Source organism: Stenotrophomonas sp. YJH_SMC_65 (assembly GCF_059369475.1).
The window spans coordinates 180,636-200,468 of sequence record NZ_JCAFSR010000001.1; the positions used below are offsets into that span (position 1 = coordinate 180,636).

At 68.0% G+C, this 19,833-nt stretch carries 16 protein-coding genes and 1 tRNA gene; 10 read left to right on the top strand and 7 right to left on the bottom strand.

Annotated features, from left to right (window positions below; translation table 11 throughout):
* Positions 1-58 precede the first annotated feature (58 nt).
* Positions 59-1,375: a hypothetical protein gene (locus tag AC5P7A_RS00805; RefSeq protein WP_049419039.1), complete on the top strand. Its 1,317-nt coding sequence runs from the start codon at positions 59-61 to the stop codon at positions 1,373-1,375.
* An 8-nt stretch (positions 1,376-1,383) separates the two neighbouring features.
* Here AC5P7A_RS00805 and AC5P7A_RS00810 read toward each other — a convergent pair whose 3' ends face one another.
* From AC5P7A_RS00810 to trxA, 5 genes are all read right to left on the bottom strand, one after another.
* Positions 1,384-2,100, bottom strand: coding sequence for a hypothetical protein (locus tag AC5P7A_RS00810; protein WP_049442352.1), 717 nt, complete (start codon positions 2,098-2,100; stop codon positions 1,384-1,386).
* Between the two features lie 47 nt (positions 2,101-2,147).
* Positions 2,148-2,600 (bottom strand): DUF4442 domain-containing protein, encoded by a 453-nt coding sequence (locus AC5P7A_RS00815; RefSeq protein ID WP_495219807.1) that lies wholly within the window; start codon positions 2,598-2,600, stop codon positions 2,148-2,150.
* 67 nt (positions 2,601-2,667) lie between these two features.
* A complete protein-coding gene (locus AC5P7A_RS00820) occupies positions 2,668-4,293 on the bottom strand; it encodes a CHASE2 domain-containing protein (RefSeq protein ID WP_069116173.1) in 1,626 nt (541 codons plus the stop codon).
* Positions 4,290-5,990, bottom strand: a complete 1,701-nt coding sequence (locus tag AC5P7A_RS00825; RefSeq protein ID WP_046431878.1) for a FecR family protein — start codon at positions 5,988-5,990, stop codon at positions 4,290-4,292. Before AC5P7A_RS00825 ends, AC5P7A_RS00820 begins: the two co-directional genes overlap by 4 nt.
* Positions 5,991-6,097: 107 nt before the next feature.
* The gene (gene trxA, locus AC5P7A_RS00830; RefSeq protein ID WP_014038035.1) at positions 6,098-6,955 is read right to left on the bottom strand and encodes a thioredoxin; all 858 of its coding nucleotides are present in this window, start codon (positions 6,953-6,955) and stop codon (positions 6,098-6,100) included.
* 323 nt (positions 6,956-7,278) lie between these two features.
* Here trxA and AC5P7A_RS00835 point away from each other — a divergent pair, with 323 nt between their 5' ends.
* The 9 genes from AC5P7A_RS00835 (at position 7,279) to AC5P7A_RS00875 (ending at position 15,206) form a co-directional block, all read left to right on the top strand.
* Positions 7,279-7,878 (top strand): DUF998 domain-containing protein, encoded by a 600-nt coding sequence (locus AC5P7A_RS00835; protein WP_075076259.1) that lies wholly within the window; start codon positions 7,279-7,281, stop codon positions 7,876-7,878.
* Between the two features lie 105 nt (positions 7,879-7,983).
* Positions 7,984-10,626, top strand: a complete 2,643-nt coding sequence (gene leuS, locus AC5P7A_RS00840; RefSeq protein WP_046431889.1) for a leucine--tRNA ligase — start codon at positions 7,984-7,986, stop codon at positions 10,624-10,626.
* A gap of 137 nt (positions 10,627-10,763) precedes the next feature.
* Positions 10,764-11,339 (top strand): LPS-assembly lipoprotein LptE, encoded by a 576-nt coding sequence (locus AC5P7A_RS00845; RefSeq protein ID WP_495219808.1) that lies wholly within the window; start codon positions 10,764-10,766, stop codon positions 11,337-11,339.
* A 12-nt stretch (positions 11,340-11,351) separates the two neighbouring features.
* Entirely contained in the window at positions 11,352-12,389 is a 1,038-nt protein-coding gene (gene holA, locus AC5P7A_RS00850) for a DNA polymerase III subunit delta (protein WP_046431874.1), read from the top strand.
* A 3-nt stretch (positions 12,390-12,392) separates the two neighbouring features.
* Positions 12,393-13,058, top strand: coding sequence for a nicotinate-nucleotide adenylyltransferase (gene nadD, locus AC5P7A_RS00855; RefSeq protein WP_495219809.1), 666 nt, complete (start codon positions 12,393-12,395; stop codon positions 13,056-13,058).
* 58 nt (positions 13,059-13,116) lie between these two features.
* The gene (gene rsfS, locus AC5P7A_RS00860) at positions 13,117-13,527 is read left to right on the top strand and encodes a ribosome silencing factor (protein WP_005418109.1); all 411 of its coding nucleotides are present in this window, start codon (positions 13,117-13,119) and stop codon (positions 13,525-13,527) included.
* 66 nt (positions 13,528-13,593) lie between these two features.
* Positions 13,594-14,064, top strand: a complete 471-nt coding sequence (gene rlmH, locus AC5P7A_RS00865; RefSeq protein ID WP_005418108.1) for a 23S rRNA (pseudouridine(1915)-N(3))-methyltransferase RlmH — start codon at positions 13,594-13,596, stop codon at positions 14,062-14,064.
* A 22-nt stretch (positions 14,065-14,086) separates the two neighbouring features.
* Positions 14,087-14,163 (top strand) — tRNA-Asn (locus AC5P7A_RS00870).
* 77 nt (positions 14,164-14,240) lie between these two features.
* Entirely contained in the window at positions 14,241-15,206 is a 966-nt protein-coding gene (locus tag AC5P7A_RS00875) for an alpha/beta hydrolase (RefSeq protein WP_052728164.1), read from the top strand.
* A 49-nt stretch (positions 15,207-15,255) separates the two neighbouring features.
* Here AC5P7A_RS00875 and AC5P7A_RS00880 read toward each other — a convergent pair whose 3' ends face one another.
* A complete protein-coding gene (locus AC5P7A_RS00880; RefSeq protein WP_032961961.1) occupies positions 15,256-16,677 on the bottom strand; it encodes a basic amino acid/polyamine antiporter in 1,422 nt (473 codons plus the stop codon).
* Between the two features lie 167 nt (positions 16,678-16,844).
* Positions 16,845-19,640, bottom strand: coding sequence for a TonB-dependent receptor (locus AC5P7A_RS00885; RefSeq protein ID WP_014647941.1), 2,796 nt, complete (start codon positions 19,638-19,640; stop codon positions 16,845-16,847).
* Positions 19,641-19,833 lie beyond the last annotated feature (193 nt).

Genomic DNA, 19,833 nt, shown 5'->3' on the forward strand with positions numbered 1-19,833 from the left:
ACGGCCGCTCGATTACGCTGGGCAATCGACTGCGGCAACGGCACATGGAAGGGAAGCTGTGTTGAAGATTCTGCGCGGACTGGGTTGGACCCTGGCAGGCCTTCTGGTGCTGGCCATCGTGGTGTGGTGCGCCTCGCGCATGTGGCCGGTGCCGGAATCGCGGCGACAGGCCCAGCAGCGCCTGCAGGCCCGCCTGCCTGTCCACGGCCACAACGGTTTTGCGCTGCTGTGGACGCTCGCGTTCGACGATCTGGACGCGCGCCAGCGCGAACAGGCCCTGGCCCGCGACGTGCAGCGTTGGGAGGCCGATCCGCGCGGCAATGGCGGCGCCGGACCGCAGCTGGCGGAGGACCATGACGCGCTGCGATCACGACCGGCGGCCAGCTGCGGGCCGACCGCCAGTGACTGCCTGGGCCAGGTGCGCGCCGACCCGCAGCGCTTCGTCGATGCCCACGCTGGCCACCAGCAGCTGCATGCGCGCCTGGACCAGCTGGCCGATGCGGACCACTTCGTGTCGCCATTCCGGCCCAAGGGCGACGGCATCCTGGTGCCGATGCCGACCTATGGCCTGATGATCGATGCCACCAGCGCACGCGCGCTGGCCTATGTGCAGGGCGATATCGACGGTGCGCTGCGTGGCAGTTGCAGGGGGCTTCAGCTGGGCCGGCGGCTGGTGACGGGCGGCAGTTACCTGGTGGAGAGCATCATCGGTGCCAGCCTGGTGCAGGCCAATGCCCAACTGCTGGCCGACATGCTGGTCGAACTGCCGGCCGACCATCCGTTGCCAGCGGAATGCGATCAGGCAATGCAGCCGATGCTGGCCGCCGAACAGAGCCTGTGCCGTGCGATGCAGGGTGAGTACGCGATGAGCCGGGCTGCGATCGAAACTTCGGCGCAGGAATTCGGCGGGGTGCTGGTCCTGGATCGCAGCAGCACCCTGGCGCGCGCGGCGGGCAATCTGGGCTGGGCCTGCGGCGCGGCGGCGATGGCGGCGCTGGAAGCGGATCGCCCGCTGCCGGTGCCGGCACCGCCGCAGCATGACTTTGGCTGCCTGTCGAACATCCTGGGGTGCGTGCTGACCGATATTGCCCGCCCGGTCTATCCGGCCTATTCGTCACGGACCCAGGATGCCGCCGCGATGGTGCGGCTGATCGGCGCGCAGCGCTGGCTGCGGCAGCAGGCGCAGGATCCGGTGGATGCGCTGCAGCGCCTGCCTGCGCAGTTCCGCTCGCCGGTGCGGGCACCGCAGCTGTCGGCCGATGGCCGCCGTCTGCAGGTGCCGCGGCGTTCACCGTCGCGCAGCACCGACGAGAGCCCATGGCTGTCGGTGCCGCTGGTGATGGAGAACGCCCCGGCCGCTGCTGCGCGCGATTGAGCAGCGTCTCAGTCGCTGCCCGCCAGCGGATCGAATGCCCAGCCATCACCGATGGTCTGCAGCGTCCAGCGGCGGCGGCTGTGCAGGGGCTCCCAGTGCACGCTGTCCTTGTCGTCCTCGATGCTGCCTTCGCTCCGCTTTACCCTGCCGGTGGAGAAGTTCACGCTCACCGACTCGGTCTGCCCGGAATTGCGCATCACCGAATTCTGGTCGTAGCCGATCAGCGCAAAGGCATCGTCCTGCCAACGGAAGGTAAAGGCGGTCGTGCCCATTGACCAGCTGCCCGCGCTGGCGAATGAAAACAGTGCGACCTTCAGGGTGCCCCGCTGGATGCTGACGCCGCCGTCTTCGAGCGGGTCGCTCATCACCGGATTGTCCGGGCGTGGTATCAGCTGGTGGTCCTGCACCGCCAGCACATAGCCGGACGGGCGCGACCACGCCACGGCGAGAATGCGCGGGTTGCTGTCGTACGGCGAGGGACCCAAGCCATCGTGCTCGATGACGTTGCGTGGCGCCTGCTGACGCAGCACCAGCACCAGGTCCGCGCGGCCATCCTGGTCGAGATCGCCTTCGACACTCGATTCAAGTGCCCAGCCCTGGGGGACGAAACCGGCGGCATTGGCCGCCTGGGCCGGCAGCGTCGGATATTGCACCGGTGGCAGGTCGAGGGCGTGGGCGGTGAAGGACAGCAGGGTCAGCAGTGTGGCAAGCGCATACGAGCGCATCGGAGCCTCCATGGCAGGGAGGCCGAGGATAGCGCGCGCGTGCTGGATCAGCGTGCGTGCGGCTTCAACCGCAGGTACACCTGCTTGCGTACCTGGGCGACCACTTCGCCGCTTTCGTCGACGACATCGTTGCTGAACCAGCGCAGCACCTTTTCGCCGCCGGCCGCTTCGGCACGCAGTTCGGCCAGCAGTGCATCATCGATGCGGAACGAAGTGCGCACCGTGCCCCGGCCAGGCTTGAGGAAATCGATCGCACCGGCCCGGTCCCACCCGTAATAGTCACGGCCGAGGATGTGCAGCAGGCCCAGCATCCAGAATGGATCGGTCATCGCGAACAGGCTGCCGCCGAAATGCGTGCCCACGTAATTGCGGTTCCACGGCCGCAGTCGCAGTGCCACGTCGATCTGCCGGTAATCGGGCGTGATCCGGGTGACGTGGATGCCGGTGAACAGGAACGGCGGCCAGAGGTTGATGCCGAAGCGGAACAGGCGGGCGTTCATGCGGGTCCGGGGCGCGGGGCGAGGTGCCCAGTCTAACCATTCGCATGCGTATGTTGCACCCCGGGAGTCACGTCCCGCCGTCGATCATGAACCCGTCGCGGCCGTTGGCCTTGGCCTGGTAAAGGGCGGTGTCGGCGCCTTCCACGAAATGGTGCGGTTGCAGGTCACCGTCGGGCACGCGGGTGAATACCCCGATGGTGAGCGTGACGCCGTCATCGCTGCCATCGCCCGGCGCCGGCAGTGCACGCACGCAGGCAATCAGGTCCTCGATCACCCGGCGCGCGCCCTCGGCCGGCGTATCCGGCAGCACCAGTGCGAATTCGTCGCCACCGTAGCGCGCCGCCATGTCGCGCGGGCGACGGGCATGCGCGCCGATCAGGCGGGCGACATCACGCAGCACGCGGTCACCGACCTGGTGGCCATGGCGGTCGTTGTGGCGCTTGAAGTGGTCGACGTCGATCAGCGCCAGGCTCAATGGCTTGCCACTGCGCCGCGCGGCGTCGCATTCCTGCTGCAGTGACTGCTCGAAGCGAAGGCGGTTGCCCAGGCCGGTGAGGGCATCGCGGTTGGCCAGGCGGTGCCAGGCCGAGATCCGCCACACCGCCCAGACCAGCAGTGCCAGCACCACGCCCAGCATCGCGCTGGCCGGTGCCCACCACAGGTCACCGGTGCGCAGCAGCAGCCAGCTCAGCAGCGGCGGCATCGGCAGCGAACACAGCGCGACCAGCCACGGCAGGCGCAGGCCGAGCAGGATCACGCACAGCGCCACCAGCACGCCACTGATGGCGTGCTGCCAGGCGTGCGGCAGCACGTCGATCTGCTTGTGCTGCAGCAGCATCGAGGTGATGTTGGCCTGGTACTCGCTGCCGCTCATCCAGAACTCGCGGGTGGTCGGGGTCAGCAGGCGAGGCGCGATGCCGCTGGCCGTCATGCCGACCACGATGCGGCGGCCATGCAGCATCGCTCCATCCACGTGCCCATCGAGCACGTCCGCATAGGACACCTGCGGCAGCCGCTCGGGCGGGCCGGCGTAGCGCACGCGCACGTAATCATCGCGACGCCATTGATAGGGCGAGCCCAGCGCCGGGTCGGGGTCGGGCAGGCCGCGTACCGCACCCGCCGGCAGGTCGGCCAGTGCCAGGCCCAGTGCCGGCCAGTGCGGCCGTCCGATACCGGCGTGCAGATAGACGCCGCGGGCGACGCCGTCCCCATCCACCTCGACATCGGTGTGGCCGATCGCGGCGGCACTGGCGGCGATCTGCGGGATCGGCAGCATTTCCTCGGCCATGCGGTCGCCGGCCGCCGGTGCCGCCAGCACCGGCAGCACCACCCGGCCGTTGCGTCGGATCGCGGCCGCCAGCTCATCATCCTGGCGGCTGTCGCGACGGTCGGGTTCGGACAGCATCAGGTCCAGCGCAACGCGTTCGGCGCCGGCATCGGTCAGGCGGTCCAGCAGGCGGGCATGCACCGAGCGCGGCCAGGGCCACTGGCCGATACGCTGCAGGCTGCCTTCGTCGATGGCCACGATCAGCACGCTGGGGTCGGGGCGGTAGTCCCAGTTGCCGACCAGTGCGTCATAGGCCGCCTCGTCCTGCCGCCACAGCCATTGGCCCTGGCTGGCCACGATGGTCAGCACGCCGGCCAGCAGGGCCAGCAGGATCCGCTTCGACCATGGCAGCGGCGAGCGCCTCACAACAACAACCAGAGCAGCAGTGCACCGCCACCGGCGCCGTAGCACAGGCGGCATGGCAACGGGATCTGCTGGGCAGGAGAGAACTCGCCGGCGTGGCCGTCATCGTCGATGTACTGCACGCGCACGTGCAGCGTGCCGCTCCACGGGCGCTTGAAGCTCACCTGCGGCTGGGCCACGGTTTCATCGATCAATGGGGCCTTGAAGTCACCGCGGCGATCCACCTGCACCCGGTAGCGCTGGCCTTCGCTGCCGGCCTGCCAGCGCAGGGTGAGCTCGCCGTGCGCGGCCTCGGGCGGTTGCAGTGCCGGGTCCACCGGCTCGTTGCTCAGCTGCAGCGGCAGCGCCTGGCCATAGCGGCCCTGGTGGCCTTCGGCATCGCGCGAGGCCACGCGCCAGTAGTACTGTCCGGGCGGCAGCGGTTGCGCCAGGCGCAGGTCGGTCGCATGGGTAGCCTGCTCCTGCAGTGGCTGCCGGAAGCTGGGTTCGGCGGCGATCTGCAGCACGCTGCTGCGTGCACCGGGGGCCTGGCTCCAGCGGAAGCGCGGGCGGTCGCTGTTGATCGTCTGCCCATGCAGCGGCGATACGGTCAGCGGCGGCGGTGGCTGGTCACTGAGCTCGAAATCGGCGCTCGCATCCAGGCCTTCGACGCCCTGTGCGTCGACCGCGCGCAACAGGAGGCGCAGCTGGCCGGGCGGCAGGTCGCCGATCGCTAACCGGGTGTCGGCGGTGGTGGTGGCGAACAGCAGGATCTCCGGCGTTGCCGCCTGCACCACTTCCACCCGGTAGTGATCGGCGCCAGTGACCGGTTCCCAGGCAAGCAGGGTCGGCAGCGGCGCCAGGCGCAGCGCGTCATTGCGCAGCGCCGGCGCCGGCAGCAGGGCCGAGACCGCGGCGGGGGCCGCATCGGCGCTGCTGCTGCGGGTGGACTGCCCCGGCCGTACCAGCCGCTGGCCATGGGGGTTGCCGACCTGCACCTTGCCCTGCAGGACCTCGGTGGCGCCGACGTGCCCGGTATCCCCGGCGCTGACCCGGAACAGCGTGCCGCGCACGCTGCTGGTCGCGGTGGGTGCATCGATGATGTAGCGCGAGGCCGGGCCGCGCGCCGGCGTCACCCGGTTGCTGGCGCGCCCCTGCTGCAGGCGCAGGCGGGTGTCGACCATGCCGGTGTGGCCATAGCGGCTGAGCTGGTCCAGGCGCAGGCGCGAGTATTCGCGCAGCTGCAGGCGCGAGGCATCGGCGAATTCCAGCGTGATGCTGGAATCGCCCTCGGTTTCCACGGTGTCACCGATATGCAGCTGCTCGCCGGCCTGGAGCGCACGGGTCGCCGTGCCATCGGCACCGGACAGCTCGACCTTGCCGCGCACCGACAGCACCCGGGCCGGCGCCGGTTCGGTGCGCAGCCAGCTGATCGGGAAGCGCAGCAGCTGGCCCGGCGGCAACTGGTAGGGGTTGTCGATGCGGTTGTGCTGCTGCAGCTGCTGCCAGCGTACCGAGGGTTTCAGGTACAGCCCACCCAGGTCCCACAGGGTGTCGCCGGGCCGGACCCGGTAGTTCCAGTCCTGGGCGCCGGCGATGGCAGGCGGCAGGAGGAGGGCGCAGAGCAGGGCGCCCGTTAAACGCATGGCGAACGACAGAGAGCGGACGACGGTCACAGTTTGCAATCCCGGCAATGCGGGGGTGCAGCTGCAAGACCCCATGGCCCCGACCTCATCCCCCCGAACGGATCGTGGCGACCGCAAGGCCGCCAGCGCGCGCATTATTGCCCGCGTTCAGTGCAGGGATTCTGAACGGAGCGGGCTTCCGTTCAGAACAGCAGCGACGCCATCCTGCGGCGGTACTGGCCCACCAGGTCCTCGTCGGAGATCACATTGAAGGCGTCGATCAAGGCTTTGCGTGGCAGGCCCTCCTCGAATCCACGGTCGATCCGCAGCATTTCCAGGAACTGCGCCAGGGCGGCCTCGTCATGCCCGCCCAGCAGCAGCTGCACGCCGCGCAGGTGGCGGGCCTTGAGATCCTTGCCATCAGCGGCGATGCGGGCCTCCAGCACCTCGGCCGCCGGAGCATCCTTCAGCGCAGCGGCGAAGGCCAGGCGGGCACGGGCGCGCACGGCGCGGTCGTCGGTGGCCAGATTGGCCGGCAGGCCGTCGATCAGGGTACCGGCCTCGTCCACGCCGCCGATCTGCAGCAGGGCCAGGGCCAGGTCGAGCTTCAGCTCATCCTTGTCCGGCTCGGCGGCGATCTGCGCGCGCAGTACGTCTACCTGCGCCTGCGGGTCCAGCGGGGCGTCATCTTCAGGGGCGGCATCGCCGACATCGGCCGGCACGATGCCGTGCTGGGCCAGGAATTCACGCAGCTGGCCTTCCGGAATGGCGCCGGGGAAGCCGTCCACCAGCTGGCCGCCCTTGACCAGGAACACGGTGGGCACCGAGCGGATCTGGAAGGCTGCCGCGATCTGCTGTTCCTTGTCGACATCGACCTTGGCCAGCTCGAAAGCGCCGTTGTACTCGGCAGCCAGCTTTTCCAGCATCGGGCCCAGGGTCTTGCACGGCCCGCACCAGGTGGCCCAGAAGTCGACCAGCACCGGCGTCTGCAGCGACTTCTGCAGGACTTCGGCCTCGAAGGTCGCAGTGGTGGCGTCGAATACGTAGGTCGTCTCGGTCATGGGGGAGGCATCGCTTGGCATCTGGAGACCGATTCTATGGTGACGATCGATGTCGGTCTCAACCCTGCCATCACGGAGTACGCCCTCGAGTGGTGCTGGCGGGCCGGCAGGGGCGCAGTGCAGCGTGTGGATCACCCACTAGCCGGAGGCGACAGGCTTCGATGGGGAGGCGCGCTTGCGACAGGGCGGAACTGCCATGCCTCGAGCATCACGGTAGGCGCAGCAGGCAGATATTGAAGTGCTCTGGAATGCGCCGCGCTTGGCGCATCGCGCCGCTGCCGCGACAATGCCGTGGTCCATTCCTTTTCGGGTGATTGCGCGCAATGTCCGTGGTCCGGCTTGATCGTTGGTTGGGGCTGCTTGCGGCAGTCGTATTCGTCCTGGCCGTGGCCGGCTTCGGTGCCGGCCTGGACGGCTATGCCCAGGCTCGCCACCCAGTGGCGCTGCTGGGTGCGCGCGGTGTACCGCATGCGCTGGCCTTCAATCTGCTGGGTTTCGTGCTGCCCGGCGTGCTGGCGGTGGCGGTGGCTGAACGCCTGCGCCGCAGTCTGCCGGCCACTGCTGGCTGGGCGCCACGGGTCGGCAGCCAGATGCTGCTGCTGGCCGGTCTGGCCTTTGCCGCGATGGGGCTGCTGCCACTGGACGTGGATGACCTGCATGGGCCCGCCAGCCAGCTGCATGCCAGCGCCTGGATGATCTGGGTGCTGGGTTTCGTCGCCGGCACCGTGCTGCTGGGCGTGTCCCATCTGCGCCAGGCGCATGGCCGGGCCTTGGGCGCAGTGGCCCTGGGCTGCGGCGTGCTGGCCGCGCTGGCGGCGTTCGCCCTGCAGGGCACACTGCCGGCGCCGATGGCACAACGGCTCGCGTTCGCCTGCTGGCTGGTCTGGCTGGCGGCGGCCCTGCCGCTGTCGCGTCCGCGCTGAGACGCCTCCCCGAGCGCCGCGGCGCCGGCGTCCGGCAGGCAGGATTGGAGCCATTTGCCGCACTGCGGTACGCTGTACCGCTTTGCCGCCGCATCCGCGTGTTCCATGACCAGCGCTGAAACCAACGCCTACGACCCGCAGCAGGTTGAATCCGCCGCCCAGCAGTACTGGGACGCCACCCGTGCCTTCGAGGTCGACGAGACTTCGGACAAGCCGAAGTACTACTGCCTGTCGATGCTTCCGTACCCGTCCGGTGCGCTGCACATGGGCCACGTGCGCAATTACACGATCGGCGACGTGATCAGCCGCTACAAGCGCATGACCGGCCACAACGTGCTGCAGCCGATGGGCTGGGACGCGTTCGGCCTGCCGGCGGAAAACGCTGCGATCAAGAACAAGACCGCGCCGGCGGCGTGGACCTACAAGAACATCGACCACATGCGCAGCCAGCTGAAGTCGCTGGGCTATGCCATCGACTGGTCGCGCGAGTTCGCCACCTGCCGTCCGGACTATTACGTCCACGAGCAGCGCATGTTCACCCGCCTGATGCGCAAGGGCCTGGCCTACCGCCGCAACGCGGTGGTGAACTGGGACCCGGTCGACCAGACCGTGCTGGCCAACGAGCAGGTCATCGACGGCCGCGGCTGGCGCTCCGGTGCGCTGGTGGAGAAGCGCGAGATCCCGCAATGGTTCCTGCGCATCACCGACTACGCCCAGGAACTGCTGGACGGCCTGGACGAGCTGGACGGCTGGCCGGAATCGGTCAAGACCATGCAGCGCAACTGGATCGGCCGTTCCGAGGGCCTGGAGATCCAGTTCGATGTGCGCGATGTCGATGGCAGCGCGCTGGACCCGCTGCGCGTGTTCACCACCCGCCCGGACACGGTGATGGGCGTGACCTTCGTGTCGATCGCCGCCGAGCACCCGCTGGCGCTGCATGCGGCGAAGAACAACCCGGAGCTGGCGGCGATGCTGGCCGACCTGAAGCAGGGTGGCGTGTCCGAGGCTGAACTGGAAACCCAGGAAAAGCGCGGCATGGACACCGGCCTGCGCGCGCTGCATCCGGTCACCGGCGAGCCGGTGCCGGTGTGGGTCGCCAACTTCGTGCTGATGGGCTACGGCACCGGCGCGGTGATGGCCGTTCCGGGCCATGACCAGCGCGACAACGAAGTGGCCAACAAGTACGGCCTGCCGATCAAGCAGGTGATCGCGCTGAAGGATGCGCGCACCGAAGAGGAGCGCAACTGGGACGGTAGCCGCTGGCAGGACTGGTACAGCGACAAGAGCCGTGCCTTCGAGCTGGTGAACTCGGCCGAGTTCGACGGCCTGGATTTCCAGGGCGCCTTTGAAGCCTTGGCCGAACGTTTCGAGCGCAAGGCCCAGGGCCAGCGCCGCGTCAACTACCGCCTGCGCGACTGGGGCGTGAGCCGCCAGCGCTACTGGGGCTGCCCGATTCCGGTGATCTACTGCGCCAAGTGCGGCGCGGTGCCGGTGCCGGAAGAGCAGCTGCCGGTGGTGCTGCCGGAAGACGTGGCCTTCGCCGGTACCGGCTCGCCGATCAAGACCGACCCGGAATGGCGCAAGACCACCTGCCCGGATTGCGGCGGCGCGGCCGAGCGCGAGACCGACACCTTCGACACCTTCATGGAGTCGAGCTGGTACTACGCCCGCTACACCTCGCCGGGTGCCCGTGATGCGGTCGACAAGCGCGGCAACTACTGGCTGCCGGTGGACCAGTACATCGGTGGCATCGAGCACGCGATCCTGCACCTGATGTATTTCCGCTTCTACCACAAGCTGCTGCGCGACGCGCGGATGGTGGACAGCAACGAACCGGCGCGCAACCTGCTGTGCCAGGGCATGGTGATCGCTGAAACCTATTACCGCCCGAACCCGGACGGCTCGAAGGACTGGATCAACCCGGCCGACGTGGAAGTGCAGCGCGACGAGCGCGGCCGCATCACCGGCGCCACCCTGATCGCCGACGGCCAGCCGGTGGTGGTCGGTGGTACCGAGAAGATGTCCAAGTCGAAGAACAACGGCGTGGACCCGCAGGCGATGGTCGGCAAGTACGGCGCCGATACCGTGCGCCTGTTCTCGATGTTCGCCGCACCGCCGGAACAGTCGCTGGAGTGGAACGAAGCCGGCGTGGACGGCATGGCCCGCTTCCTGCGCCGCCTCTGGGCCCAGGTGCAGAAGCACGCTGCCGACGGTGCCGCCCCGGCACTGGATGCCGCGGCGCTGGATGCCAACCAGAAGGCGCTGCGCCGCAAGACCCATGAAACCATCGGCAAGGTCGGTGATGACTATGGCCGCCGCCACAGCTTCAATACCGCGATCGCTGCGGTGATGGAGCTGATGAACGCGCTGGCCAAGTTCGAGGATGGCAGCGAGCAGGGCCGCGCGGTGCGCCAGGAAGCGCTGCAGGCGATCGTGCTGCTGCTCAACCCGATCACCCCGCATGCCAGCCACGCCCTGTGGCAGGTGCTGGGTCATGGCGAGACGTTGCTGGAAGACCAGCCGTTCCCGCAGGCCGACAGCAGCGCGCTGGTGCGCGATGCGCTGACCCTGGCGGTGCAGGTCAACGGCAAGCTGCGTGGCACCATCGAGGTGGCGGCCGATGCCGCGCGCGAGCAGGTCGAGGCGCTGGCCCTGGCCGAGCCCAACGCGGCCAGGTTCATGGAAGGCCTGACGGTGCGCAAGATCATCATCGTCCCGGGCAAGATCGTGAACATCGTCGCTGCCTGATGTCCCCGGCACCGGTCACCCGCGCGGTGGCCGGTGCCATTCCATGAGCAGGGCCGGGCGCCTGATGGCCCTGCATTCACGCGGCTTCGGGCACGCTGTGTGTTGCCGTGATCGCCCGGCTCCGCCAGACTGTCTCCATGACCCGAATCCTGCTTGCCCTCGTTCTTGTCCTCGGCCTCGCCGGCTGCGGTTTCCATCTGCGCAACAAGCTGATGCTGCCGACCGACACTGCCCCGGTGAAGGTGGTCTCCACCGCCCCGTACAGTGAACTGGTCAAGCTGCTCAACCGCAGCCTGCTGGCCTCCGGTGCCAAGCTGGCCGATGAGGACAGCAAGGGACCCAACGCCCAGCTGCAGGTGCTGTCCGAGCGCTGGGGTGACCTGCCGATCGCCATCGACTCGCAGGGCCGCGCACAGGAATACAGCCTGCGCTACGCGGTGATCTTCATCTTCCGTCGCGAGGATGGCAGCGAACTGGTGCCGCAGCAGGTGATCGAACTGTCGCGCGACTATGTGTCGCCGCCGACCGACGCCACCGGTACCACCACCGAACGCGAAATCCTGGCCACGGAGCTGCGCCGGGAAATGTCCGCCTCGATCATCCGCCGTATCGACAGCGTGGTCCGCGCCGAGATCGAGAAGGGCGGCAGCCTGTCCGCGCCGAAGGCCAAGCCGATCGAGGGTGCGGCGCCGGCCGCCGACGCCAAGCACTGAGCGGCAGCGACGATGGAACTGCGTCCGGAGCAGCTGGCCAGCCAGGGCGCTGACATCCCGTTGGCGCCGGTGTACCTGATCGCAGGCCCGGAAACCCTGCGCGTGCTGGAGGCGGCAGATGCCGTCCGCGCGCGCGCGCGCGCTTCCGGCATCGGCGAACGCGAAGTGTTCGACGCCGACGGGCGGGATTTCGACTGGAACCAGCTCGACGCCAGCTTCAATGCGCCCAGCCTGTTCAGCGCCCGCCGCCTGGTCGAGGTGCGCCTGCCCAGCGGCAAGCCCGGCAAGGACGGCGCCGAAGTGATCAGCCAGTTCTGCGCCAATCCGGCGCCGGACGTGGTGCTGATGATCACCGCCAATGAATGGAGCAAGGCCCATCAGGGCAAGTGGGCCGAGGCGGTCAGCCGCATCGGCGTGCTGTCGGTGGCCTGGGCGATCAAGCCGCACGAACTGCCGGACTGGATCGAGCGCCGCCTGCGCGGCAAGGGCCTGCGTGCCGACCCGGCCGCCGTGCAACGCCTGGCCGAGCGGGTGGAGGGCAACCTGCTGGCCGCCGCTCAGGAAATCGACAAGCTGGCGCTGTTGGCCGATGGCCAGCCGCTGGATGTGGAGCGGATGGAATCGCTGGTGGCTGACGCTGCCCGCTACGACGTGTTCCGGCTGGTGGAGGCGACGTTCTCCGGCCAGCCGCCGGCCGTACTGCGCATGCTGGCTGGCCTGCGCGGCGAAGGCGAAGCGGTGGCCGCACTGATGCCGATCGTGATCCGTGAACTGCTGGCCGGTGCCGGCCTGGCCCGTGTGCAGGCCCGTGGCGGCAACCTGGCCGCCGAAATGAAATCGCGTGGCATCTGGGAATCACGGCAGGCGCCCTACAAGCGCGCGCTGCAGCGGCACCCGGAAGGCAAGCGCTGGGAACGCTTCGTGGCCGAAGCCGGGCTGGTCGACCGCATCGCCAAGGGGCGGGCCGACGGCGATGCCTGGCTGGCGCTGGAGCGCCTGCTGGTGGCCGTGGCCGAACCGCGTGCCGTGCGCCTGCTGGCGCGGGCCTGAGCGATGAGCCTGCGGATCTATTACGGGGGCACCTTCGATCCGGTGCACCTGGGGCATCTGGCAATCGCGCGAGCCGCCCGGGACGAACTGCAGGTGGCCGTGCGCATGTTGCCGGCAGGCGATCCGCCGCACCGTGCGGTGCCCGGCGCCACCGCCGAGCAGCGCTGCGCCATGTTGTCGCTGGCCATCGGCGACGAACCGGGCCTGCTGCTGGACCGTCGTGAACTGGACCGTGCCACGCGCTATCCCGGTCGTCCGTCCTACACCGTCGATACCCTGCGCGAGCTGCGTGGCGAGCTGGGCCCAAGCCGGCCATTGGCCTGGCTGGTGGGCGCCGACAGCCTGCTGGGCCTGTCCGGCTGGCACGAATGGGAGGCCCTGTTCGGGCTGGCCCACTTCGTGGTGGCCGAGCGGCCGGGCAGCCCGCTGCAGGCGTCGATCGACGGTGAACTGGGGCGTGCCCTGCAGGGGCGCTGGGCCGACAACGAACAGGCCCTGTTCGCCAGCCCGGCCGGACGCATCCTGCGCCTGCACCACCCGCTGCGCGAGGAATCGGCCAGCGCCGTGCGCTCGCAGATCGCCGCCGGTGGCCCCTGGCGCGCCCTGCTGCCGCCGGCCGTCGCGGACTACGTCGCTGCACACGGGCTGTACCGCCCGGCCACAGCGTGAATGGCGCCGCCGTGCCATCCCCGTATAATCGCCCCCACGTTTATCGAGTCGATCCACTTTGAGCAACCAGACCCAGCCCCAGACCATCAAGGTCGATCTGCCCAGCCCGCCGCCGTCCGTGCCGGAACTGCTGGCCAGCGTCCGCCAAGCCACCGAAGACCTGAAGGCCAAGGACCTGGTCGAGATCGACGTGCGCGGCCGGTCCAGCGTTGCCGACTACATGATCGTCGTTTCGGGCACCTCGACCCGCCACGTCAAGTCGATCGCCGATGAAGTCGTGCGCTTCGCCAAGAACATCGACGTGATGCCGCTGGGTGTTGAAGGCGAGCGCGAAGCCGAGTGGGTGCTGGTCGATCTGGGCGACGTGATCGTCCATGTGATGCTGCCGCGCGTGCGTGAGTTCTACGCCCTCGAGCGCCTGTGGACCGTTGGCGACCAGCCGCCGTCCAGCGACGACGAAGTGGCCTGAGCCGCACGTTGATGCATCCCTTCGACGGCGCCGATGGCGCCGTCGACGTTTTGGAGGACCGTGTAGATGAAAGCCCGCCTGATCGCCACCGGTGAACGCGCGCCCAGCTGGGTCGCGCAGGGCTTCGCCGAGTACCAGAAGCGGCTGTCGCACTGGCTGCCGTTCGAGCTGGTGGAAATCGAGCCCGGCTTGCGCGGCAAGGGACGTGATCCGCGCCGCGCCACTGAAGATGAAGGCAAGCGGGTCATCGCTGCGCTGCCGAAGAACGCCTATGTGGTGGCACTGGATGTGCCAGGACGACAGCTGAGTTCCGAACAGCTGGCACAGCGCCTGGAGCATTGGCGCGGGCAGGGCCGCGACCTGGCGTTCCTGATTGGTGGCCCGGAAGGGCATTCGCCGGAGGTGTCCGCGCTGGCCGATGAGAAGTGGTCGATCGGACCGCTGACGCTGCCGCACATGCTGGTGCGCCTGGTGGTGGCCGAGCAGCTGTATCGGGCCGCCGCAATGATTGCCAATCACCCCTACCATCGCGCGTGAAGAGTGGTTATACTAGTCGTCTGCCCGAATAGCTCAGCCGGTTAGAGCACTTGACTGTTAATCAGGGGGTCGTTGGTTCGAGTCCAACTTCGGGCGCCACCTTGAGAAACCTGCATCGCAAGATGCAGGTTTTTTTTTGTCGCTACACTCTGCTGCTGCAACCATGGATGCCGATCATGCGCGTGCTGCTGTCCTCGAGCTTCCTGCTGCTGGCGATGGTGCCGTTCGCCACAACGAAGGCCGCGCCTTCCACCTGGCATCCGCCACAGGGCACCACCGAGCTTCCGTTGTGGCCGCAGGGCACGGTGATCGCGCCGCCGAAGTTGAAGGGGCCCGAGCAGGTCAGCGAAGTGATCTCCGAAGCCAGTGGCGAACACTGGATGATGCTGCAGAACGTCGCTGCGCCGACCCTCACCGTGTTTCCACCGAAGGGACCGGCCACCGGCACCGCAGTGATGGTGGTGCCTGGCGGAGGCTATCGGGTGCTGGCGATGGACCTGGAAGGCAGCGAGATCTGCGGCTGGCTGACCGCACAGGGCATCACCTGTGCATTGCTGAAGTACCGGGTGCCAGCCTCTGGCCCGAACTGGGACCCCGAGTGCAACTGCCGCGACATTCCGAAAGTGCCGATGGCCCTGCAGGATGCACAGCGTGCAATGGGCCTGCTGCGCGCACAGGCCGAGCGCTGGTCAATCAATCCCAAGCGGATCGGGGCGATCGGCTTTTCCGCCGGTGGTCACGTGGTGGCGGGACTGAGCACGCACGCGCTGCGCAGCTACGCGCCGGTCGATGCTGCGGATAAGCAACCCAGCCGTCCCGATTTCGCGATGGTGATGTATTCCGGGCACCTGTGGGCAGGGCACGGGAAGGGATTGTCGCTGGTCAGGGACATCACCGTGGATGACAAGGTGCCGCCGACGTTCATCGCGCAGGCCACCGACGATCGCACCGATGACGTGCGCGAATCGCTGGCCTATTACCGTGCCTTGGCGGACGCGGGCGCGCCGGTGGAAATGCATCTGTTTGCACGCGGCGGCCACGCATTCGGGCTGCGCATGAAGGATGCACCGGTCGCGGCGTGGCCGCAGCTGGCCGAGCGCTGGATGCAGGATATCGGCATGCTGGCGGATCGCCAGTTGTAGAGCCGAGCCATGCTCGGCTGCCTGTGTGAAGCCGAGCGCGGGCTCGGCTCTACAGTGCCAGCTCACCTCTGCAGAAGGCCACCAGCGTGGCGATCGCCACCGCCAGGATCGCGCCGAACAGTACCCACTCCCAGCGCGTGAATACCCGCTCGCCGCGCTGGCGCCGGGTCAAAGCGAACAACACCACGCCGGGCACGTACAGCAGTACCGACAGCAGCAGGTTGTCCAGGCCGCCGGCATACACCAGCCACAGCGCATAGGCGCTGGCCAGCAGTGCGACCCCGAAATCGCGCCAGCGCACGCCTGGTTCGCCGGTGTAGGCCTGCCCGCGCCAGGCCAGCTGCACGCCGAACGCGGTGGACAGGAAGTAGGGCACCAGGCTCATCGACGCAGCGAGCAGCACCAGCCCGGTGTAGCTGCCCGAACTGACCAGCACCATCAGCAGGAACAACTGGATCAGGCCATTGCTCAACCACAGTGCATTGGCCGGCACGCCACGCGCGTTCTCGCGGCCGAGGAAGGCCGGCATGGTGCCGTCACCGGCGGCGGCATACAGCACTTCGGCGCACAGCAGCACCCAGGCCAGCAATGCGCCGAGTACGGAGACGATCGAACCGATGATGATCACCGTCGCGCCCCATTCGCCGACGATGGCGCGCAGCACGTAGGCCATCGACGGATTGGGCAGCCCGGCCAGTTCGGCCTGCGACAGCACGCCCATCGACAGCAGGCTGACCAGTACCAGCAGCAGCCAGACCCCGAGGAAACCGATCACCGTGGCACGGCCGACGTCGGCACGGCGCGCGGCACGCCGCGAATAGATGCTGGCCCCTTCGATGCCGATGAACACCCACACGGTCACCAGCATCATGCCGCGCAGCTGCTGGCCGAGGTCGCCGAGTGCGGGCGTACCGAGGAAATCGGCGCGGAACACGTCCATGCGGAACGCGCCCGCCGCCAGGATCAGGAACAACGCGATCGGCAGCAGCTTGGCCACCGTCACCAGGCCGTTGACGATGGCGGCCGTGCGCAGGCCGCGCAGCACCAGCAGGTGCACGGTCCACAGCAGCAGTGATGAAGCGGCTACGGCGGCGGGTGTATTGCCTTCACCGAAGACCGGCACGAAGTGGCCGAGGCCACTGAAGATCAGTACGAAGAAGCTGGCGTTGCCGAGCACCGACGCCACCCAGTAGCCCCACGCCGCGGAGAAGCCGATGTAGTTGCCGAAGCCTTCGCGCGCATAGGCGTATATGCCGGTATCCAGGTCGGGGCGACGATTGGCCAGGGCCTGGAACACGAAGGCCAGCATCAGCATGCCGGCGCCACTGACCGCCCAGCCGATCAAGGCGGCGGCCGGGCCGGCGCTGCGCGCGACGTTCTGCGGCAGTGAAAAGATGCCGGCGCCGACCATCGAGCCGACTACCAGTGCAGTCAACGCGGGCAGGCCCAGCCGTTGCGATGTCGCGGCCATGGAGATCCCCTGCGGCGCGGATGCCGCGAGCATACGGTAGCCATGTCCTCGTGAACATGTCCGCAAGAGCCAGCGGGCAAGCGCCAGCCTGCACGAACCGGCCCGCGTGAAAACGACGAAGGCCCGGGCAACGGCCCGGGCCTTCGAAGGTGACGCTGCAACCGGTCTTACTTGAACGTGTACTTGAAGCCGACGGTGTAGTAACGGCCCAGCGCACCGGAGAAGTGCATCGGGTTGTAGTTCACCGCGCCGTAGGTGGTCGGATCGAGCGGGGCGATGCGGTCGAACACGTTGGCCACCGAGGCGTTGAGTTCGAACGAGTCGTTGATGCTCCAGCGACCGGACAGGTCCATCGTGGTGAAGGAAGAGATCTTCTTCACCGGCGTACCGTCAGCGTAGAAGGCCAGGTAGCTGCCACCACGGCTGTCGATGTTGTCCATCTTGCTGATGTAGTTGACGATGCCGCTGACGCTCCACGGGCCCTGCTTCCAGGTGGTGCCGAAGTTGACCTTGTCCTTCGGCGTACCGATGCAGTTGGTGACGTCGCAGTTGCCGTGGGTACCCACGTAATCAACCGTGTCGCCGCCTTCGGTGCGCTCGAACTTCAGGATGTGGCTCCACTGCAGGTCCAGCTCCAGCTGGCCCGGGCCGATCTCGAAGGTCTGGCGGATATCGGTATCGATACCGCGCACGCGCGACGAGCTGGCATTCACGTAGCCGGTGTTGACCGCCAGGATGGTGCCGCTGTTGGCCACGCCATTGAGATTGTTGCTGTCGCGCAGCACGTTGCCGGCCAGGATCGCCGCCGCCGTGCTGCCCTGCACGATCTCGTTGGTACGCTTGATCTGCCAGGCATCGACGGTCATCGAGGTGGTCGAAGTCGGCTGCAGCACGATGCCGACCGAGTAGCTCTTGGACTCTTCCGGCTTCAGCAGCTTGTTCGGCTTGGTGATGATCGCCACCGAATTGGCGCCACATTCGCTGGCAGCGCCGCCGCTGATCTGGCAACGCACCGGGTCGACCGCAGTGGAGAAGGCGGCCAGGCCACCGTCACCGTTCTCGGCCGGGTTCGGCGCGCGGAAACCTTCGGCGTAGCTGGCGCGCAGGGCGATCCAGTCGGCCGGGGTCCACTTCACGCCCAGCTTCGGCGTAGCCTTGCCTTCGCCGCTTTCGTACTTGTCGTAACGCAGGGCGCCGGACAGTTCCAGCTGTTCCAGCACCGGTGCCGACAGTTCGACGTAGCCGGCGTAGACGTTCTGGGTGCCGTCATAGGCCGAGTAGCCCAGGCCGATGATGTCGCCCTGGTCGGTGTAGGTCTGCGGGGTCAGGCTGTTGCTGGTCTTGCGCCACTCGGTACCGATCGCCAGGCCCAGCGGACCACCCTTCAGGTCCATCAGGCTGCGCGAGACGGTGAAGTCGAACATGTCCAGGCTGGACTTGGCGCGCGCGCTGATCGTGGGCGAGATGTAGTCGTACAGCGCCTGCGAGTTCTTGCCGGCATCATCACCGATACGCCACACGCCACCGGCGCAGTTGGCATTGCCCAGTGCACACTGGACGGCGCTGTAGCGCAGGAAGCCGGTGCGCTTGTTGGTCAGGTCGGTGCCCGAGTGCAGGTAGGCGGTGTCGTAGCTCCAGTCGCCCCAGTTGCCCTTGATGCCGACCAGGAAGCGGTTGAACTCATTGGTGTTGTCGGTCACGCGCGGGCCGACATCCCAGGCCGAGTAACGCACGCGGCGCGCCGTGCCCGGGGTCGGGTTGTCGGGATGGTTCGGGCCCAGCACGGTGGCACCGGGGCCACTGTTGGCATTGACCGGGCCGCCCGGATAGCCCCAGCCGCCCGACACGCCGGACGGGGTGTTGCTGAAGATGGTTTCCTTCTTCGAGTAGCCGATCTCGGTGTAGATCTCGCCGCCTTCACCGAAAGCGAAGCTGGCGCGACCGAACACGTTGACGTACTTCTCTTCCGGAATCAGGTCGCGGTACTGCTGCGCCGGATCCCACAGGCAGCCATCGGCGGCGATGCTGGCCGGGGTCTGCCCACCGATGGTGGTCAGGCCGGCGCAACCCGGCAGCGGCACCAGATGGCCGGTGGCGTCGAGGTAGGAGCCGTTCGGGCCGGAACCGCCGGAGGTGCCACCACGGGTGTAGGCACCGCCGAGGAACTGGGCGGTCTTGTCATAGCCCCACGGGCGGGTGTCACCGGTACCGATCCACTTGCGGTTCTTGCGGTCGCTGATCTTGATCGCGTCGGTCTTGCCAACGTCCAGGCTGAAGAAGGCGTTCCAGCCATCGGTGGCCAGGTCGCCGGTACCGGCGGTCAGGGTTGCCTTCCGGGCGTCGCCATCGCTGTCACCGGACAGGCCGTAGGAGCCACGCAGGATGGCGCCCTGGAAGTCGCTGCGCAGGATGATGTTGACCACGCCGGCGATGGCATCGGAGCCGTAGATCGCCGAAGCGCCGTCCTTCAGGACTTCCACGCGCTCGACGGCATCGAGCGGAATGGTGCTGAGGTCGGTGAAGACCTTCTGTCCGTCATCGGCCAGGCCATAGGTGGCCATGCGGCGGCCGTTCAACAGTACCAGCGTCGAGCCGGCGCCCAGGCCGCGCAGCGAGATGCCGGCACCACCGCCGGCGAAACCGTTGCCGAAGGTCTTGGGAATCGAGCCGGCGCCATCGGCGGTGATGGTCTGCAGGTACTCGGCCAGCGAGGTCTTGCCGGTGCGGTCGATTTCCTGGCGGGTCACCACCTGCACCGGCGACGGTGTCTCGGTGTTGGTGCGCGGGATGTTGGAGCCGGTGACCGTGATGCGGTCGAGGTTGGTGGCCTTTTCCTGCGCGAAGGCGGAGGAGGAAGCGACGGCGCCGGCCAGCAGCAGGGCGCCGCCGGTGAGGATGTGGGTGATGGACGATGCCAGGGTGCTGCGGCGGCGGCTGGCGGGCCGTTGGATCGGGTGTTTCACAGCTTCTCTCCTAACTGGAAAACCGTAGCGTTGAGGGCTGTCGCCGGATCGATACCGGGACGCGCCAATCTAGGTTTCCTGCAGGTGACGAAGTCGTGAAATTTTGCTTAATCGGTAACGCTTGGTCCCTGGCCTGTCCGCATTTCCCGGGCAGCGGCAGGGACCGGCCCGGCGCGAGGCCGGGCCGGTGGTG

What these genes read in the sequence shown, in the direction of transcription:
- AC5P7A_RS00810 (WP_049442352.1), bottom strand. Translation starts at nt 2,100, where the DNA reads ATGCGCTCGTATGCGCTTGCCACACTGCTGACCCTGCTGTCCTTCACC.
- AC5P7A_RS00815 (WP_495219807.1), bottom strand. Translation starts at nt 2,600, where the DNA reads ATGAACGCCCGCCTGTTCCGCTTCGGCATCAACCTCTGGCCGCCGTTC.
- AC5P7A_RS00825 (WP_046431878.1), bottom strand. Translation starts at nt 5,990, where the DNA reads ATGGGGTCTTGCAGCTGCACCCCCGCATTGCCGGGATTGCAAACTGTG.
- trxA (WP_014038035.1), bottom strand. Translation starts at nt 6,955, where the DNA reads ATGACCGAGACGACCTACGTATTCGACGCCACCACTGCGACCTTCGAG.
- AC5P7A_RS00835 (WP_075076259.1), top strand. Translation starts at nt 7,279, where the DNA reads ATGTCCGTGGTCCGGCTTGATCGTTGGTTGGGGCTGCTTGCGGCAGTC.
- leuS (WP_046431889.1), top strand. Translation starts at nt 7,984, where the DNA reads ATGACCAGCGCTGAAACCAACGCCTACGACCCGCAGCAGGTTGAATCC.
- AC5P7A_RS00845 (WP_495219808.1), top strand. Translation starts at nt 10,764, where the DNA reads ATGACCCGAATCCTGCTTGCCCTCGTTCTTGTCCTCGGCCTCGCCGGC.
- holA (WP_046431874.1), top strand. Translation starts at nt 11,352, where the DNA reads ATGGAACTGCGTCCGGAGCAGCTGGCCAGCCAGGGCGCTGACATCCCG.
- nadD (WP_495219809.1), top strand. Translation starts at nt 12,393, where the DNA reads ATGAGCCTGCGGATCTATTACGGGGGCACCTTCGATCCGGTGCACCTG.
- rlmH (WP_005418108.1), top strand. Translation starts at nt 13,594, where the DNA reads ATGAAAGCCCGCCTGATCGCCACCGGTGAACGCGCGCCCAGCTGGGTC.
- AC5P7A_RS00875 (WP_052728164.1), top strand. Translation starts at nt 14,241, where the DNA reads ATGCGCGTGCTGCTGTCCTCGAGCTTCCTGCTGCTGGCGATGGTGCCG.
- AC5P7A_RS00880 (WP_032961961.1), bottom strand. Translation starts at nt 16,677, where the DNA reads ATGGCCGCGACATCGCAACGGCTGGGCCTGCCCGCGTTGACTGCACTG.